Origin of the sequence: Pseudomonas sp. PAMC 26793 (assembly GCF_000313235.1) — a bacterium.
In the GTDB taxonomy this organism is placed as follows: domain Bacteria; phylum Pseudomonadota; class Gammaproteobacteria; order Pseudomonadales; family Pseudomonadaceae; genus Aquipseudomonas; species Aquipseudomonas yamanorum.
The window spans coordinates 216,954-233,199 of the sequence record NZ_AMXG01000045.1 but is presented as its reverse complement, the minus strand read 5'-3'; the positions used below and the strand labels follow the sequence as shown (position 1 = coordinate 233,199).

Below are 16,246 nucleotides of genomic sequence, written 5' to 3'. Positions count from 1 at the left end.
TGAATGGAGTGTTCCTCATGCAGACTGCAAAACAGGGCGTATCCCGCACCCGCCAGGTCGTGGCGGCGGTGATCGGCAATGCGCTGGAATGGTATGACTTCATCGTTTACGGCTTTCTCGCCAGCATCATCGCCCGGCAATTTTTCCCGTCGGAGGATGAATACGCCTCGCTGCTGATGGCCCTGGCCACCTTTGGTGTCGGCTTCTTCATGCGCCCGGTGGGCGGGATTCTGCTGGGCATGTATTCGGACCGTAAAGGCCGCAAGGCCGCGATGCAGTTGATCATCCGGCTGATGACCATCTCCATCGCCTTGATCGCTTTCGCCCCCAGCTACGCCGCGATCGGCATGGGCGCGCCGATGCTGATCGTGGTTGCACGCATGCTCCAGGGCTTTGCCACCGGCGGCGAATACGCCAGTGCCACGGCGTTCCTGGTGGAAAGCGCGCCGGCCCATCGCAAGGGGTTGTACGGTTCGTGGCAGTTGGTGGGGCAGTGCCTGGCGGTGTTCGGCGGCGCGGCGATGGTGGCGTTGGTGACGCACTTCTTCGAGCCGCAAACCCTTGAAGTCTGGGGTTGGCGCCTGCCGTTCATCTTCGGTTTGCTGATCGGCCCGGTGGGCTTGTGGATCCGCCGGCACATGGAAGACCCCGAGGAATTTATCGAGGCGCGCAAACAGGCCAAGGGGGCGGCACCGAGCTTGATGGACGTCATACGCGATCACCGCCGCAGCATCCTCGTGTCGATGGGCCTGGCCTGCGGGGCAACGGTGTCGTTCTACGTAGTGCTGGTGAATATGCCGACCTTTGCCCACAAGAACCTCGGCCTGCCTTTGGACCAGGTGCTGATGGTGCAGATGTTCGCGGTGGCGCTGATGACTGTGGTGATTCCGCTGTCCGGCCTGTTGTCGGATCGGCTGGGTCGGCGTCCGGTATTGATGGCGTTCACCCTGGCGTTTTTCGTGATGGTGTACCCGCTCTATGTGTGGGTCGCGGCCGCGCCGTCCATCGAGCGCTTGCTGGTGATGCAGGTGATGTTGTGCACCGCCATCGGCGGTTTTTTCGGCCCGGCGCCGACGGCCCTGGCCGAGCAGTTTCCCATCGAAGTACGCTCTACCGGGGTGTCGGTGGCCTACAACGTGGCGGTGATGGTGTTCGGGGGCTTTGCACCGTTGATCGTCACCTGGCTCAGCAAGGTGCTGGGCACGCCGGTAGCCCCGGCATTTTATGTGCTGTTCGCTTGCGTCCTGACGCTGCTGGGCACTTACTGCATGCATGAGGCGCCACGGGCGAAACGACCGGCGCCGTTTTCCAGCGAGGTGAAACCTTGAGTATTGTTGAACTGGATGCCATCGAACTGTCCCGGGCGATCCATGCGCGGCAGGTGTCCTGCCATGAAGTGATGCAGGCGTATCTGGCCCAGGTCGAGCGCTTCAACCCGGCGGTGAATGCGCTGGTCTCGCTGCGCTCTGATGAGGAGGTGCTGGCCGAAGCGATGCAGCGTGATCGCGAGTTGGATCAAGGCCAATCCCGTGGCTGGATGCACGGCATGCCCCAGGCGATCAAGGACCTGGCGGCCACCCAAGGTCTGCGTACCACCCTTGGCTCGCCGCTGTTCGCCGAGCACATTCCTCAAGAAGATGCGATCAGCGTGGCGCGGGTGCGGGCCAGTGGCGCGATCATCATCGGCAAGACCAACGTGCCGGAATTCGGCCTGGGCTCGCAGACCTACAACAGCGTGTTCGGCACCACCGGCAACGCCTATGACCCGCGCCTCGTGGCCGGTGGCAGCAGCGGCGGCGCGGCGGTGGCGTTGGCCTTGCGCATGCTGCCGGTGGCCGATGGCAGCGACATGATGGGTTCGCTGCGTAACCCGGCGGCGTTCAACAACGTATTTGGCCTGCGCCCGTCCCAGGGCCGGGTGCCTCACGGGCCGGCGCCGGAGCTGTTCGTCCAGCAACTGGCCACGGAAGGCCCGATGGGCCGCAGCGTGGCGGATGTGGCGCGGCTGCTGAGTGTGCAGGCCGGCTACGACCCTCGGGTGCCGTTGTCGCTCAAGGAAGATCCGGCGGTGTTGGGTGAGCCGTTGCAGCGCGACTTCAAGGGGGTGCGCCTGGGTTGGCTCGGGGATTACAACGGTTATCTGCCGATGGAAGACGGCGTGATGAGCCTGTGCGAATCGGCCCTCAAGGACTTCGCCGCGCTGGGTTGCGAGGTCGAGCACTGCCAACCGGAATTCTCCCTGGAACGCCTGTGGCAGACCTGGCTGGTACACCGCCATTGGCTGATCCAGGGCTCCCTCGGCGCGGCCTATGCCGACCCGCAAAAACGCGCACTGCTCAAGCCTGAGGCGCAATGGGAAGTGCAGGGCGGTTTGCAATTGAGTGCGGCGCACGTTTACCTGGCGTCGGTCAACCGCAGCGACTGGTACCGCGCCCTCGGCAAACTGTTCGAACGTTACGATTTCCTGTTGCTGCCCACCGCCCAAGTGTTCCCTTTCGATGCACAACAACCCTGGCCGCGCCTCGTCGCAGGGCGCGAGATGGACACCTATCACCGCTGGATGGAAGTAGTGATCGGCCCCACGCTGGCCGGTCTGCCGAGCATCAACGTGCCGGTGGGGTTCAACCCCCAGGGCTTGCCCATGGGCCTGCAGATCATCGGCCCGGCCCAGGCGGACAGGGCGGTGTTGCAACTGGCGTACGCCCACGAACAACTGACCCAGTGGGTGCAGCGGCGGCCGCCCGCTTACCTCTCGCCGACCGGCTGAGTCGCGACGGGCCTGTATCTTGCTGTGAAATCAGATCATCCATCGGCATCAAGGAGATCGACACATGGGCAGCGACGCCGAGACGGGAACCGTACGCTCAGTGGGGCGGGCACTGGCGATCATCGAATTGCTCGGCGAGCACCAGGCGCTGGGGCTGGAAGAGTTGCATTACCTGACTCACCTGCCCAAGGCCACCGTCTCGCGGATGCTGCTGACCTTGCAGGAACAGGGTTGGATCTATCGTGGCCTCAGCGATCGCCGTTACCGCCTGCGGGCCCGGCGCTTGTTCGGCGACACACAGCAACGTTTCAAACGCCAACTGGTGGAAAGCGCCGCGCCGTGGCTGCTGGACCTCAGCGAGCGCACCGGCCTGGTGGTGGATTTGTCGAGCTTCGACGGCGAACGCCTGGAAGTGATGGAAAGCGCGATCCCCACGGTGCTACGCAAGCTCTACCCGAACAACTGCCAGATCGTCGGCCAGCACGCCAGCCTGTTTCATTCGGCCATGGGCAAGGCGTGCTTGTCGCAATTGTCGGCGGATGAAGTGCAGCGCCTGGCCGGCCGTGAGCGGGTGGCGGAAGACGATCAATACCGGGCGTGTGAACAATCCCAGCACCAGGGGTTTGGCCAGCGCACCGAAGGCTACTGGGAATACCCGGTGCGCCTGCCGTTCCTGATTCGCGCGGTGGCTTTGCCGGTGCGGGCCAATGGCCGGTTGGTGGGCAGCATGGCGCTGCATTGGCCGATGGATCAGGCTCCGGTGGAACGGGTGCTGAGCCTGCACCTGGCCACCCTGGAATCGACCATTCGCGATGTGCAGCAGGCGTTGGCCTGATATACAGCTCCCACACAAGCCCGCTCCCACATTGGATTTGCGCCGTTCGTTACATTGCGCTTAAGGTTCGTCCAGGTTTTTTGCCCCAAGAGTCTTTATGTCCCTGTTCAAACCCATGGCTTTCCTGCTGCTGGCCGGTGCAGCGGTGCCTGCTTACGCCGACTGGTACCTGGACAACGAGTCCTCGCGCCTGTCGTTCGTCACCACCAAAAACACCGACGTCGCCGAAGTGCAGCGCTTTCTGGTGCTGCATGGCAAGGTCGACAGCAAGGGCGCGGCGCAGCTGGAAGTCGAACTGGAGTCGATCAACAGCGGCATTCCGCTGCGCGACGAGCGCATGCGCAATGAGCTGTTCGAGATCAAGACCTTCCCGGACGCGGTGATCAACGCGCAGATCAACCTGCAACCGATCAACGACCTAGCCCCCGGTGCGCAATACGAGCTGCGCCTGCCGCTGTCGGTGACGCTGCACGGCAAGACCCAGACCTACAGCGCCGAATTGCTGGCGACTCGCCTGGATGACCGACGCTTCCAGGTGGTCACCCTGGAACCGCTGGTGGTGCACGCCGAGGATTTCGATTTGCTGCCGGGCGTGGCCACATTGCGCAAGGCCGCCGGGCTGTCGCAGATCAGCCTGTCGGTGCCGGTGGGTGCGGTCCTGATTTTCACGGCGCGCTGACATGAGCGGCGCAGTGTTCCCGTGGCGCAGCGCCAACCGTTTCGAGTTGATGATCGACGGTCCGAGTTTCTTTCCACGCATGTTGGAAGGCATCGCCCAGGCTGAGCAACAGGTCGCGCTGGAGTTGTATCTGGTGGAGGCGGGCGCGTGTGCCGAGGCGATGGTTCAGGCCTTGGTGGCCGCCGCCGAACGTGGCGTGCGCGTACGTTGCCTGTTCGATGACTACGGCAGCCTGGCGTTTACCCTGGGCCTGCGCCGGCGATTGATCGATGCGGGGGTGGACCTGCGTTTCTATAACCGCCTGAGGTGGCGCCGCTGGATGCGCAACCTCTACCGAGACCACCGCAAGCTGTTGCTGATCGACCAGACCGTCGCTGTGGTCGGCGGCACGGGTGTGACGGATGAATTCTGGACACCCGGGGAAGACACCGCCGACTGGCACGAAGTGATGGTGCAGATTCGTGGCCCGTTGGTGCTGGATTGGCAGGCGTTGTTTGATCGCCAATGGCTGGCCAACGACGATCGCAGGGCCTGGAAACCGGCCACGCATTTTGGCCTGCCACGCTTGCCCAAGGTGCCGGCGACAGGGCCGGGGCTGGGGCGGGTGGCCTATGCGGATGCTCGTCAGCATCGGGATATTTTGCAGTCACTGATCCGTGCGCTGAACAGCGGCCACCAGCGTATCTGGCTGGCCACGCCGTATTTCCTGCCGACCTGGAGCGTACGGCGTGCCCTGCGCCGGGCGGCGGGGCGCGGAGTGGATGTGCGCTTGCTGTTGACCGGGCCGCGTACCGATCACCCGTCGGTGCGGTATGCCGGGCACCGTTATTACCCGCGTTTGCTCAAGTCCGGGGTGCAGATCTTTGAGTATCAGCCGTGCTTCCTGCACCTGAAAATGGTGTTGGTGGACGATTGGGTGAGCATTGGGTCGTGCAACTTCGATCACTGGAATCTGCGCTTCAACCTGGAGGCGAATCTGGAGGCGTTGGACCCGGAATTGACGTTGGCGGTGGCGGGGAGTTTCGAAAGGGATTTTGCCAAGAGCCAGGTGGTGAGCCTTGAGGCGTGGCAGTCACGGCCATTGTGGCGGCGCGTGAAGCAGCGGGTGTGGGGGTGGATTGATCGGTTGGTGGTCAATCTTCTGGACCGCCGCGGCTAGCCAGAACACCCCAATCAAATGTGTGAGCGGGCTTGCTCGCGAAAGCGGTGGATCAGCCAAACTTCCATTGACTGACACACCGCATTCGCGAGCAAGCCCGCTCCCACACTTTGACCGAGCAAGACTTTAGAGCAGTTCGAAACTCTGCTGCTTCACATCCTGGGAATCCAATCCGATCTGCACATTGAACTCGCCCGGCTCAGCTGCGAACTTCAGTTGGGTGTTGTAGAACTTCAAGTCTTCCTCGGTGATGGTGAAGTGCACCGCGCGCTCTTCGCCCGCCTTGAGCATGATCTTCTGGAAGTTCTTCAATTCCTTCACCGGGCGGATCATCGAGCCGGCCACGTCCTGGATGTACAGCTGCACCACGGTTTCGCCATCGACCTTGCCGGTGTTTTTCACCAGCACGGTGGCGTCGAGCTTGCCGGACTTGTTCAGGGTGGTGGACGACAGTGCCATGTCTGACAGGCTGAAGCTGGTATAGCTCAAGCCATAACCAAACGGAAACAGCGGCCCGGTGGTGTCATCGAAGTACTGCGAGGTGTAGTTGCCCGGCTTGCCCGGGGTGAACGGCCGACCAATGCTCAGGTGGTTGTAGTAGGTCGGAATCTGCCCCACCGAACGCGGGAAGGTGATCGGCAGCTTGCCCGACGGGTTGTAGTCACCGAACAGCACGTCAGCGATGGCGTTGCCGCCTTCGGTACCGGCGAACCAGGTTTCGAGGATTGCGTCAGCCTGTTCGTTCTCCTCGACAATCGACAGCGGACGGCCATTCATCAACACCAGCACCAGCGGTTTGCCGGTGGCTTTCAAGGCCTTGATCAGGTCGCGCTGGCTCTGCGGGATGTTCAGGTCGGTGCGGCTCGACGACTCGTGGGACATGCCACGGGACTCGCCCACTGCGGCCACGACCACATCGGCGCCTTTGGCGGCCTTGACGGCTTCGTCGATCATGTCCTGGGACGAGCGCGGGTCATCCACCACTTCCGGCGCATCGAAGTTCAGGAAGTTGAGGTAGTCGACGACTTTCTTGTCGTTGGTGATGTTGGCGCCACGGGCATAGATCACTTTGCCCTTGTCGCCGATCACGGCATTCATGCCGTCCAGCAGGGTCACCGATTGCGCGGGTTTACCGGCAGCGGCCCAACTGCCCATCATGTCGATCGGCGCCTTGGCCAGCGGGCCGACCAGGGCGATGGTCGCGGTCTTTTTCAGCGGCAGGGTGTCGTTCTGGTTTTTCAGCAGCACCAGGCTGCGGCGTGCCACGTCACGTGCGTCGGCGCGGTGCAGACGGCTTTCGGCGTAGGTGTCGGCCGGGTCATCCTCGGCCTTGCCGATGCGCAGGTACGGGTCGGCGAACAGGCCCATGTCGTACTTGGCGCCGAGCACTTCGCGCACGGCGTTGTCGATGTCGCTCTGTTCGATCTCGCCGGATTTCAGCAGGCCGGGCAATTCCTTGCCGTAGAGCGAGTCGTTCATGCTCATGTCGATGCCGGCCTTGATCGCCAGCTTGGCGGCTTCACGCCCGTCCTTGGCCACGCCGTGCTTGATCAATTCGAAGATCGCACCGTGGTCGCTCACGGCCAGGCCCTTGAAGCCCCAGTCCTTGCGCAACAGGTCGTTCATCAGCCAGGTGTTGGCGGTGGCTGGCACGCCGTTGATCGAGTTCAGCGCAACCATCACCCCGCCGGCACCGGCCTTGATGGCGGCGTGGTAGGGCGGCAGGTAGTCCTGGTACATCTTGACCGGGCTCATGTCGACCACGTTGTAGTCGCGACCGCCTTCCACCGCGCCATACAGGGCGAAGTGCTTGACGCTGGCCATGATGCTGTCGGCCTTGGCGGGGCTTGTGCCCTGGAAGGCCTTGACCATCACTTCGGCAATGCGCGAGGTGAGGTAGGTGTCTTCGCCAAAACCTTCGGAGGTGCGCCCCCAGCGTGGGTCACGGGAGATGTCGACCATCGGTGCAAAGGTGATGTCGAGGCTGTCGGCGGCGGCTTCCTGGGCGGCGATGCGCCCGGAATGGCCGATGGCGTCCATGTCCCAGCTGGAGGCCAGGGCGAGGCTGATGGGGAAAATCGTGCGGTGGCCGTGGATCACGTCATAGGCGAAGAACATCGGGATCTTCAGCCGGCTGCGCATGGCCGCGTCCTGCATCGGACGGTTTTCCGGGCGGGTGATCGAGTTGAAGGTGCCGCCGATACGGCCTGCGGCGATTTCCTTGCGGATCAGCTCGCGGGGCATTTCCGGCCCGATGCTGATCAGGCGCAACTGGCCGATCTTTTCATCGAGGGTCATTTGTTTCAGCAGATCACTGACGAAGGCGTCTTTGTCCTTGAGTACTGCGGGCTTTGTTTCGGCAAATACGGAATGAGTGGCCAAACTGACAACAAGGCCCAGCAAACACAGCTTCTTCATGAAAATCCTTTCTCGCAGCCTTGGGACCGGAGAGCGTCTATTGTTGTTCGGGTGTTGTTCAGATAAATACCGCACACTTCTGAACTCTTATTGGCGCTGGGCATCTTTTAGCTGATTGGCACGATGCAATCCAGTGGGTGGTGGCGGATTATGCCCTAAGCCCGTGGCTAACGCGTCAGTCGGTAAATTTCATAGGTTTGGCAGGAGAAACACCATGCAAGCAGCACAAGGTTACCGCTGGGGCTGGAAGGCCGTGGCATTGATACTGGTGAGCACCGTGCTGAGCGGTTGCGGCATCAACAAGATCCCGACCCTGGACGAACAGGCCAAGGCGGCCTGGGCCCAGGTGCAGAACCAGTACCAGCGGCGCGCCGACCTGATCCCCAACCTGGTGGAAGTGGTCAAGGGCTATGCGGCCCATGAACAGGACACCCTGACCGCCGTGATCGAAGCACGGGCCAAGGCCACCTCGATCCAGGTGGATGCCAGTACCCTGGACAACCCGGAAAAACTCAAGCAGTTCCAGCAAGCCCAGGACGGCTTGAGCGGTGCACTCAGCCGCTTGATGGTGGTGTCCGAGCGCTACCCGGACCTGAAGGCCAACCAGAACTTCCTGGCCCTGCAATCGCAACTTGAAGGCACTGAAAATCGCATCGCCGTGGCCCGTCGCGACTTTATCCAGGCGGTACAGGCCTACAACACCGAGATCCGCACCTTCCCGGGTCGCCTGTGGCACAGCCTGATGTACAGCGACTTGCCGGTCCGCGCCAACTTCGAGGCCACCAGTGCCGATGCCGATAAAGCGCCGCAAGTGAAATTCTGATGGGCAAGCGCGCTTGGCTGCTGGCGGCGGTGCTGCTGGCCTTTAGCCTGACCGCCCAGGCCGCCCTGAACTTCCCGGCCCTGACCGGGCGGGTGGTCGACAACGCCCAGATGATCGATCCGGCCGTGCGTGCGCAACTGACCCAGCAATTGCAGGCGCTGGAGCAGACCAGCGGTGACCAGATCGTGGTGGTCACCGTGCCTGACCTGCAAGGCGTACCCATTGAAGACTTCGGTTATCAACTGGGTCGCGCCTGGGGCATCGGCCAGAAGGGCAAGGACAACGGCGCATTGCTGATTGTCGCCCGGGATGAGCACAAGATCCGTATCGAAGTGGGTTACGGCCTGGAAGGCGTACTCACCGACGCGCAGTCCTGGGTGATCATCAACCAGGTGATCGCCCCGGCGTTCAAGACGGGCAACTACAGCAAGGGCATCAGTGACGGCGTGGCGGCGATGCTGCAGGTGGTGGGCGGCGATCCGCTGGCCGTGCCTGCGCATGTGTCTGAAGCCAACTTCGCCAAGCAAAACCCGGGCATTTCCATTGGTCTGTTCATCCTGTTGCTGGCGGTCCTGTGGCTGTGCAATCGCATGGGCCTGCCCGTTGGCGCTATCCTGCTGGCGATTCTCAGCAGCAGTGGCCGTGGCGGCGGGGGAGGCGGTGGCGGTGGCGGTGGTGGTTTCAGGGGCGGCGGCGGTGGTTTCGGTGGCGGTGGCGCCTCGGGTGGCTGGTAATGACAATAACGAGAGAGCATCAACAACCATGGCATTACTGAGTCAACACGAGCAACGCCAGGTCGCCGAGGCGATCGCCAGGGTCGAGCAGCAGACCGACGCCGAACTGGTGACCGTGCTCGCGGCCCGTGCCGACGACTACGCCTACATCCCGCTGTTGTGGGCCAGCCTGTTGGCGCTGGTGGTGCCGGGGATCATTCACTACCTGTCGGGCTGGCTGACCATGTACACCTTGCTGCTGGCGCAGTGGGGCACGTTCGTTGTGCTGTGCCTGGTGTTCCGGTTGCCCAGGGTCACCACGCGGCTGATTCCGCGCTCGGTGCGCCACTGGCGTGCGTCCAACCTGGCACGGCGGCAGTTTCTGGAGCAGCACCTGCACCACACGCTGGGCAGTACCGGGGTGCTGATTTTTGTCAGTGAGGCCGAGCGGTATGTGGAAATCCTGGTGGACAAGGGGATTTCCAGTCGCCTGGATGACGGCGTTTGGGATGCGATCGTCAAGGACTTCACCCGTCAGGTGAAGCAGGGGCAGACGTTGGCCGGGTTTGTCGCGTGCATTGAAGCCTGCGGCGAGTTGCTCAAGGAGCACGTGCCGGTGACCCATGCGCGCAATGAGCTGCCGAATCGGTTGGTGGTGTTGGAGTAGTGTAAAATTCCCGGCATTCCCTGCCCGAGGCGTTTTTGTTCATGTCTGCCACCGCTAAACCTGCCAGCCCCGCGCCGGATCATCACGCGCAGTTCCTCGAACTGCTGAGCGCGAGCCTTGAGCAAAACGCCTTTATCAAGCTGGTGCTGGCCAAGTACGTCGGCACCGAGCCTGATCTTCAGAAGCTGATCATCAAGCAGCTGACGGTCAAGGATCAGCCTTGCCTGTCCTTCGTCTACCGCTACAAGACCCGCGACATCACCAAGAACTTCTCCCTGGCCGATGGCGTGGCAGCGATTGCCGAGCTGCTGCCGGCGTCGTTCAAGAACGCGCACCTGCTGTCGGTGACCGACGAAGCCCAGCTGGAATACAGCAAGAAGAACAAAAGCTCGCTGTTCAAAAGCAAGCCGCAACAACTGCGGGAGGCGCCGTCTGCCGAGCACAACCGCGAGAAGAATCGCTTCCTGGACCTGTCCCGGCCCTTTCTCGCTGACCTTGGCGTGACCAACACCAAGCACGAGCTGATCCCGGCGATGTCGCGCAAGTGGAAGCAGATCAACAAGTTCATCGAAGTGTTCAGCCATGCGCTGACCACCTCACCGCTGAAGCTGGACCAGCCGGTGCGGGTCGCGGACTTTGGTTCGGGCAAGGGCTACCTGACGTTTGCGATCCACGATTACCTGCGCAACACCCTCAACGCTGAGGGCGAAGTCACCGGTGTGGAACTGCGCGAAGACATGGTGACCCTGTGCAACAACGCCGCCGCCCGCCTGGACCACCCGGGGCTGGTGTTCAAGTGTGGTGATGTGCGCAGCGTCGCGCCCAGCGAACTGGACGTGATGATCGCCCTGCATGCCTGCGACATCGCCACCGACTACGCGATTCACACCGGCATCCGCTCCGGGGCGTCGATCATCATGTGCTCGCCGTGCTGCCATAAGCAGATTCGTTTGCAGATCCAGAGCCCGGTGCTGCTCAAGCCGATGCTCCAATACGGCCTGCACCTGGGCCAACAGGCGGAAATGGTCACCGACAGCCTGCGTGCGTTGTTCCTTGAAGCCTGCGGCTATGAAACCAAGGTGTTTGAGTTCATCTCGTTGGAACACACCAACAAGAACAAGATGATCCTTGCCGTGAAACGTGCGGAGCCGGTGGATAACGCTCAGCTCCTGGGGAAAGTCCAGGAGCTCAAGGCGTTCTACAACATCACCGAACATTGCCTCGAAACCCTGCTGCGGTCGGACGGTTACCTCGCCTGAGTACGACGCAAATCAAAAATGTGGGAGCGGGCTTGCTCGCGAAAGCGGTGTGTCAGTCACCTGATGTATCAACTGATCCACCGCATTCGCGAGCAAGCCCGCTCCCACATTAGACTGCGCTGGGCTTGGGAGCTGGCGCAGGCTTAACACTGGTCTTGCGCCCCAACATCACCGTCACAATTACCCCGCAGGCAAACAGCCAGGTAATCGGTTCGATGTGCTCACCAAAAAACAGCGCGGAAAACGCGATGGTGAAAAAGATCTGCAACAGCTGAATCTGGCTGACTCGGGCGATGCCACCCATGGCCAGCCCGGCGTACCACGCAAAGAAACCCAGGAACTGCGAAAACAGCGACACATAACCAAACGCCCACCAGGTGCGCATGGAAATCGGCCCTTCGTGTTGCAGCGCCAGGTAGGCCACCGGCCCGATCAATACCGGCGTCGACAGCACCAGCGCCCAGCAGATCACCTGCCAACCGCCCATCTCCTTGGCCAAACGGCCGCCTTCTGCGTAACCCAGGCCACCCACGGCAATCGCCCCGAGCATCAACAGGTCGCCCGCCTGGATACTGCCGGCCCCGGTGATCAACGCATAACTCAGCACCAGCGCACTGCCCAGCGCCGCGCAGGCCCAGAACGCCTTCGATGGCCGCTCATGGGACAACCACGCGGCATACAGCGCCACGCACAGCGGCTGCAAACCGTTGACCAGCGCGCCATGGGACGCGGGCAAGGTTTGCATGGCCCAGGCCGACAGCACCGGGAAGCCCAGGATCACCCCGGCAATCACCAGCGTCAGCCCGCGCACCTGGCGCCAGGTGGGCCAGCGCTCACGGCGCCACAGCAACAACGCCGCCGCCGGCACCGCCGCAAACAACGCCCGGCCCAGGCCATTGAGCAGCGGGTGGATTTCCTGCACCACGATACGGGTGAAGGGCAGGGTGAGGCTGAAGATGACGACGCCCAGCAGGCCGAGGGCCATGCCGGTATTTTCGCGGGAGCTCATGGAAGGAACCAGAATCGAATGGGCCGGAAGTGGACGTTCATCTAGCCACAAAGCCCGGAGAACGCGGGCCTACAGCTGGGTGCAGATTGATCCGTACAGTTTTGAATGGGCGACTCGGTTCATGTGGGAGCTGTCGAGCCTTGGCGAGGCTGCGATGGGATCAACGCAGTTTACCTGTCAGGCCGAGGTGTCTGCATCGCGGGCAAGCCCGGCTCCCACACAAGCCGGGGTGCTGATGTAGTAGCGGGCCATTACCCGGCCCATCGGCACAGGTCTATCTTGGCTACTCCTGTCTGCCCAACCGTTCAACCGGAGGAATGTCCCATGGCCGCGAAGAAAATCCTGATGCTGGTCGGCGATTACGTCGAAGACTATGAAGTGATGGTGCCGTTCCAGGCGCTGCTGATGGTGGGGCATACCGTGCACGCCGTGTGCCCGGACAAGACCGCCGGCCAGACCGTGCGCACGGCGATCCACGACTTCGAAGGCGACCAGACCTACAGCGAAAAGCCCGGGCACCTGTTCGCCCTGAACGCAGATTTTGCCAAGGTCGACGCCGCCGACTACGACGCGTTGCTGGTGCCCGGTGGTCGCGCGCCCGAGTACCTGCGCCTGAACGAAAAAGTCCTGCAACTGGTCAAGGCCTTCGATAAGGCTGGCAAGCCCATCGCTGCGGTATGCCACGGCGCACAATTGCTGGCCGCCGCCGGCATTCTGGAAGGCCGTGAGTGCAGCGCTTACCCGGCGTGCGGGCCGGAAGTGCGATTGGCGGGCGGTACGTTCATCGATATCCCGGTGACCGACAGCCACGTTCAAGGCAATCTGGTGACGGCACCGGCGTGGCCGGCGCACCCCAGCTGGCTGGCGGGTTTCCTCGGCCTGCTGGGCACCAAAATCACCCTGTGAAGTGGAGGTCATCGCCATGTGCGAGCTGTACGTCAAGGCCGACCCGATTCTGTACGAGTCCCGCTCGCGTTCCCTGCGCATCTGCGGCGTGGTGACCACCGTGCGCCTGGAAAACCAGTTCTGGGACATCCTCAGCGAAATCGCCGAGGTGGATGGCATGACCACCAATCAACTGATCGCCAAACTGTATGAAGAGGTGATGGACTACCGCGGCGAAGTGGTGAATTTCGCTTCGTTCTTGCGGGTGAGTTGCACGCGGTATCTGAGCAAGCAGCGGGTTCAGGCCCCAGAGCTCAGCCTTGTGAATACAAGAAATGGCGCGCAGAAGATCTGAATGTGGGAGCGGGCTTGCTCGCGAAGGCGGTGTGTCAGGTAACTCATCTACTGACTGATCCAGCGCTTTCGCGAGCAAGCCCGCTCCCACATTGATTAGGTGGGGTCAGAAGAACCGCGTCACGCTGATCTTCGCATCCCGGCCCTTGGTGTAGGCGCGGTCGCCGCTCAACGCCGGGCGGAAGTTGTTGTTGAACAGGTTATCCACGGTGAAGTTGACCTCGGTGCCCTTGAGGTAAGCCTGCTGCGGCTTCCAGCTGGCGAACAGGCCCTGGGTGTTGTAGCGCTTGTTGCCGTATTGGTCGTAGAACAGGTCGCCGATGCTGGTGCCCGGACCGCCGGAATACTTGTCGCTCGGCAAACGGCTGGTGGCGCCGATGAACTGCCCTTGCCAGCCCACCTGAGCATCGAGGCTCGGGATCTTGGTGCCGAGTACGATCACCCATTTGGTCGGCGGAATATCCCGCGCCCAGACGTCCGGGCCCCATGGGTTGGTGTAGGCGCCTTCGTGTTTGCCGGTGGTGTAGGCGAAGGACACCGAGCCGAACACGTAGGTGGAGTCGTAGAAACTCTCGGCCTCAAAGCCCTTGATGGTCATGCCGCCGATGTTGCGGTAGTTGGACATTGCCCCCGGCGGGCAGGCGCTGGAAATCGTCCCGCCGTTGACCGCCTGGTTCTGGCAGCCCACGCCCGTGTTCTTGAAGATCTCGTCCTCGACCTTGTTGTGGAACAGCGTGGTACGCAGTTGCAGGTTGTCGCCGTGGGTGAACACATCGGCGAAGCGGGTGACGTTGCCCAGGGTGATGGAGGTGATGCGCTCCGGGTCCAGGTCGAGGCTGGTGGCGGTGCGGCTGCCCAGGCCCTGGACTTCATACTGCTCGTCGATCACCGGGGCGCGCCAGGTGCGGCTCCAGTTGGCAAACATCGCCACGTTCGGGGTGATGGTCCAGTAGGCCGCCAGGCGCGGCGACCAGCCGGTGTAGGTGCGGTCGCTGTAGTCGTGGCCGATGGCCGGATCGGGGTTGCTGTAGTACGGCGCGTCGTTGGCTTCGCCGCGGTTGCGCACATGGTCATAGCGCATCGACGGGGTAATGGTCACATCGCCCAGCGTCACCGCGTCCTGGATAAAGAAACTGTGGGTGTCGACCTTGCCATGGGGCATGAAGCCCGGCTGGAAGTGCCCGTAGTTGTATTTCGGGGTGTTGTAGGTGGCGCCGGGCATCCACATTTCGGTTTCCCGGGTGTGCTTGCGAATCTGCACCCCGGTGGTCACCGCGTGCTGCAACGCACCGGTGGAAAACAGGCTGACGTTGCGTACGTCGAGGTTCTTGTCGTTGTAGGCGGTGTCCATCTTGCGCCCGCCAGTGGCCAGCTGGAAAAACGCCGTGGCGTCTCGCTCGTCGGTCTGGTCGGTATTGGATTCGGAATACTTGATGGTCAAGTCCACCAGCGGGTTATTCATCGGCTTGTATTCGTACTTGCCGGACCAGGTGGTGTCGACGGTGTTGCGGTTGGCCAGGAAGCGTTTCAGCGCGGCTTCGTAGCCATAGCGGTCGATGTTGGCCTGGGTCGGCGGCGTCGGGTAGCTGGCGGCAGAGAAGGGCGTCCAGCGCTGGCTGTTGGAGCGCGAATACGACAGGCCAAGGCTTTGCTCATCGGTGAAGTGAGCATTGAACTTGAACAGTTTGCCATCCACATTCTGGGCGCTGTTGGGCAGGCGCTTGGGGTTGATCGGGTACTGGTTGTTGTCGTTGGGCAGGGTGGCGGCCAGTTTCATGTCGCCGCCGTCGCGCTGGGTCAGGTAGGCCAGGGCGTCGAAGCGGCCGTCATCGGTACGGCCGTAGACCGCGCTGCTGTAGACCTGCTCATGGTCGTTGCTGGAGTAGCCGTATTTGAGCATGGCGCCGCTGTTACGCCCGTCCTTGAGCAGGTCCGGGGCATCCTTGGTGGTCATGTTGACCGTACCGCCAAAGCCGCCGTTGCCGCTGAAGGGCGAGTTGGGGCCTTTCTCCACTTCGATGCTCTTGATCAGCTCGGGCTCGATAAACACGGTGCCTTGCTGGTAGCGCTCAAACCCGCTTTTGGTGGCGCCATCGACGGTCAGCGGCACGTCTTCGGCGTCGCCGAAACCCCGGATGTTGATGGTCTGGCCGCCGGGCTTCAGCGAGCCGCCCTGGCTGATACCGGGCAAGGTTTGCAGCAGGCTGGGGATGTTATTGGACTGGTAGCGGTCGATGTCGGCCTGGCTCAGGGTCGAGCGGCCGACGGTGGTGGAGTCCACCTCGTTACCGGTGCCGATCACGCTCAGGGCCTCCAGTTGGATCGCGCTGCTGTTGGTGGTCTTGCCTTCTTCGGGGCGTACCACGTAGGTGCTGCCGACCTTGAGCAACACGAACTCGCCGTTGTTGAGCAAGGTGCGAATCGCCACTTCCGGTGTGAAGTCGCCATTGAGGGCCGGTGCCTGGACGTTTTTCAGCAGCGCTTCATCGAACAGCAGCTGGATTTTCGCCTGCTGCGCCACCTGGCTCAGGGACGTGGCCAGGGACTGGGCCGGCAGTTGCAGCTTGAACGACTCGGCCTGGGCACTCAGGCTGAAGGCCAGGCAGGCGGCAATGGCGGTGGGTCGAAGAAACAGGTGCTGAACGTGGCAAGGCGCGCGAAACATGAAATCCCCCGAA

Annotated in this window: 14 protein-coding genes; 11 read left to right on the top strand and 3 right to left on the bottom strand. The window is 62.3% G+C overall.

All coding sequences use genetic code 11. The annotated features are described in order from the left end of the window. Nucleotides 1–17 precede the first annotated feature (17 nt). The 5 genes from D109_RS0125155 to D109_RS0125135 all read left to right on the top strand — a co-directional run bounded on the left by D109_RS0125155 (nucleotide 18) and on the right by D109_RS0125135 (nucleotide 5,440). Nucleotides 18–1,328, top strand: a complete 1,311-nt coding sequence (locus tag D109_RS0125155) for a citrate-proton symporter (protein ID WP_017479319.1) — start codon at nucleotides 18–20, stop codon at nucleotides 1,326–1,328. Further along, on the top strand, nucleotides 1,325–2,767 hold the full coding sequence (locus D109_RS0125150; RefSeq protein WP_017479318.1) for an amidase: 1,443 nt from the start codon (nucleotides 1,325–1,327) through the stop codon (nucleotides 2,765–2,767). The genes D109_RS0125155 and D109_RS0125150 overlap by 4 nt, the downstream gene beginning before the upstream one ends. A gap of 64 nt (nucleotides 2,768–2,831) precedes the next feature. Further along, complete coding sequence (locus tag D109_RS0125145) at nucleotides 2,832–3,602, top strand: helix-turn-helix domain-containing protein (RefSeq protein WP_017479317.1); 771 nt, start codon at nucleotides 2,832–2,834, stop codon at nucleotides 3,600–3,602. A gap of 97 nt (nucleotides 3,603–3,699) precedes the next feature. Then, the gene (locus tag D109_RS0125140; RefSeq protein WP_017479316.1) at nucleotides 3,700–4,281 is read left to right on the top strand and encodes a YceI family protein; all 582 of its coding nucleotides are present in this window, start codon (nucleotides 3,700–3,702) and stop codon (nucleotides 4,279–4,281) included. 1 nt (nucleotide 4,282) lies between these two features. Beyond that, a complete protein-coding gene (locus D109_RS0125135) occupies nucleotides 4,283–5,440 on the top strand; it encodes a phosphatidylserine/phosphatidylglycerophosphate/cardiolipin synthase family protein (RefSeq protein WP_017479315.1) in 1,158 nt (385 codons plus the stop codon). Nucleotides 5,441–5,566: 126 nt separating this feature from the next. On the opposite strand, the gene bglX is transcribed toward D109_RS0125135, so the two are convergent. Then, nucleotides 5,567–7,858: a beta-glucosidase BglX gene (gene bglX / locus D109_RS0125130; protein WP_017479314.1), complete on the bottom strand. Its 2,292-nt coding sequence runs from the start codon at nucleotides 7,856–7,858 to the stop codon at nucleotides 5,567–5,569. A gap of 214 nt (nucleotides 7,859–8,072) precedes the next feature. Between bglX and D109_RS0125125 the strand changes: the two genes are divergently transcribed. From D109_RS0125125 to D109_RS0125110, 4 genes are read left to right on the top strand one after another with little or no spacing between them, the layout of a single operon-like run. Next, complete coding sequence (locus D109_RS0125125) at nucleotides 8,073–8,681, top strand: LemA family protein (protein ID WP_017479313.1); 609 nt, start codon at nucleotides 8,073–8,075, stop codon at nucleotides 8,679–8,681. After that, nucleotides 8,681–9,415: a YgcG family protein gene (locus D109_RS0125120; RefSeq protein WP_017479312.1), complete on the top strand. Its 735-nt coding sequence runs from the start codon at nucleotides 8,681–8,683 to the stop codon at nucleotides 9,413–9,415. Before D109_RS0125125 ends, D109_RS0125120 begins: the two co-directional genes overlap by 1 nt. Before the next feature lie 28 nt (nucleotides 9,416–9,443). Next, complete coding sequence (locus tag D109_RS0125115; protein WP_017479311.1) at nucleotides 9,444–10,061, top strand: TPM domain-containing protein; 618 nt, start codon at nucleotides 9,444–9,446, stop codon at nucleotides 10,059–10,061. Nucleotides 10,062–10,102: 41 nt separating this feature from the next. Further along, nucleotides 10,103–11,320, top strand: a complete 1,218-nt coding sequence (locus tag D109_RS0125110) for an SAM-dependent methyltransferase (RefSeq protein ID WP_017479310.1) — start codon at nucleotides 10,103–10,105, stop codon at nucleotides 11,318–11,320. 109 nt (nucleotides 11,321–11,429) lie between these two features. On the opposite strand, the gene D109_RS0125105 is transcribed toward D109_RS0125110, so the two are convergent. Next, complete coding sequence (locus D109_RS0125105) at nucleotides 11,430–12,329, bottom strand: DMT family transporter (RefSeq protein WP_017479309.1); 900 nt, start codon at nucleotides 12,327–12,329, stop codon at nucleotides 11,430–11,432. Nucleotides 12,330–12,653: 324 nt separating this feature from the next. Here D109_RS0125105 and D109_RS0125100 point away from each other — a divergent pair, with 324 nt between their 5' ends. Continuing rightward, a complete protein-coding gene (locus tag D109_RS0125100) occupies nucleotides 12,654–13,235 on the top strand; it encodes a DJ-1/PfpI family protein (protein ID WP_017479308.1) in 582 nt (193 codons plus the stop codon). Nucleotides 13,236–13,251: 16 nt separating this feature from the next. Then, nucleotides 13,252–13,569: a ribbon-helix-helix domain-containing protein gene (locus tag D109_RS0125095; protein ID WP_017479307.1), complete on the top strand. Its 318-nt coding sequence runs from the start codon at nucleotides 13,252–13,254 to the stop codon at nucleotides 13,567–13,569. 105 nt (nucleotides 13,570–13,674) lie between these two features. On the opposite strand, the gene D109_RS0125090 is transcribed toward D109_RS0125095, so the two are convergent. Further along, nucleotides 13,675–16,233 carry a TonB-dependent receptor gene (locus D109_RS0125090; RefSeq protein WP_017479306.1) on the bottom strand — a complete coding sequence of 853 codons (2,559 nt, stop codon included), beginning with the start codon at nucleotides 16,231–16,233 and terminating at the stop codon, nucleotides 13,675–13,677. Nucleotides 16,234–16,246 lie beyond the last annotated feature (13 nt).

Excerpts from the sequence above, each read along its gene's own strand:
- D109_RS0125095 (WP_017479307.1), top strand. The coding sequence starts at position 13,252 with ATGTGCGAGCTGTACGTCAAGGCCGACCCGATTCTGTACGAGTCCCGC.
- D109_RS0125100 (WP_017479308.1), top strand. The coding sequence starts at position 12,654 with ATGGCCGCGAAGAAAATCCTGATGCTGGTCGGCGATTACGTCGAAGAC.
- D109_RS0125120 (WP_017479312.1), top strand. The coding sequence starts at position 8,681 with ATGGGCAAGCGCGCTTGGCTGCTGGCGGCGGTGCTGCTGGCCTTTAGC.
- D109_RS0125105 (WP_017479309.1), bottom strand. The coding sequence starts at position 12,329 with ATGAGCTCCCGCGAAAATACCGGCATGGCCCTCGGCCTGCTGGGCGTC.
- D109_RS0125155 (WP_017479319.1), top strand. The coding sequence starts at position 18 with ATGCAGACTGCAAAACAGGGCGTATCCCGCACCCGCCAGGTCGTGGCG.
- D109_RS0125135 (WP_017479315.1), top strand. The coding sequence starts at position 4,283 with ATGAGCGGCGCAGTGTTCCCGTGGCGCAGCGCCAACCGTTTCGAGTTG.
- D109_RS0125110 (WP_017479310.1), top strand. The coding sequence starts at position 10,103 with ATGTCTGCCACCGCTAAACCTGCCAGCCCCGCGCCGGATCATCACGCG.
- D109_RS0125115 (WP_017479311.1), top strand. The coding sequence starts at position 9,444 with ATGGCATTACTGAGTCAACACGAGCAACGCCAGGTCGCCGAGGCGATC.
- bglX (WP_017479314.1), bottom strand. The coding sequence starts at position 7,858 with ATGAAGAAGCTGTGTTTGCTGGGCCTTGTTGTCAGTTTGGCCACTCAT.
- D109_RS0125090 (WP_017479306.1), bottom strand. The coding sequence starts at position 16,233 with ATGTTTCGCGCGCCTTGCCACGTTCAGCACCTGTTTCTTCGACCCACC.
- D109_RS0125145 (WP_017479317.1), top strand. The coding sequence starts at position 2,832 with ATGGGCAGCGACGCCGAGACGGGAACCGTACGCTCAGTGGGGCGGGCA.
- D109_RS0125125 (WP_017479313.1), top strand. The coding sequence starts at position 8,073 with ATGCAAGCAGCACAAGGTTACCGCTGGGGCTGGAAGGCCGTGGCATTG.
- D109_RS0125140 (WP_017479316.1), top strand. The coding sequence starts at position 3,700 with ATGTCCCTGTTCAAACCCATGGCTTTCCTGCTGCTGGCCGGTGCAGCG.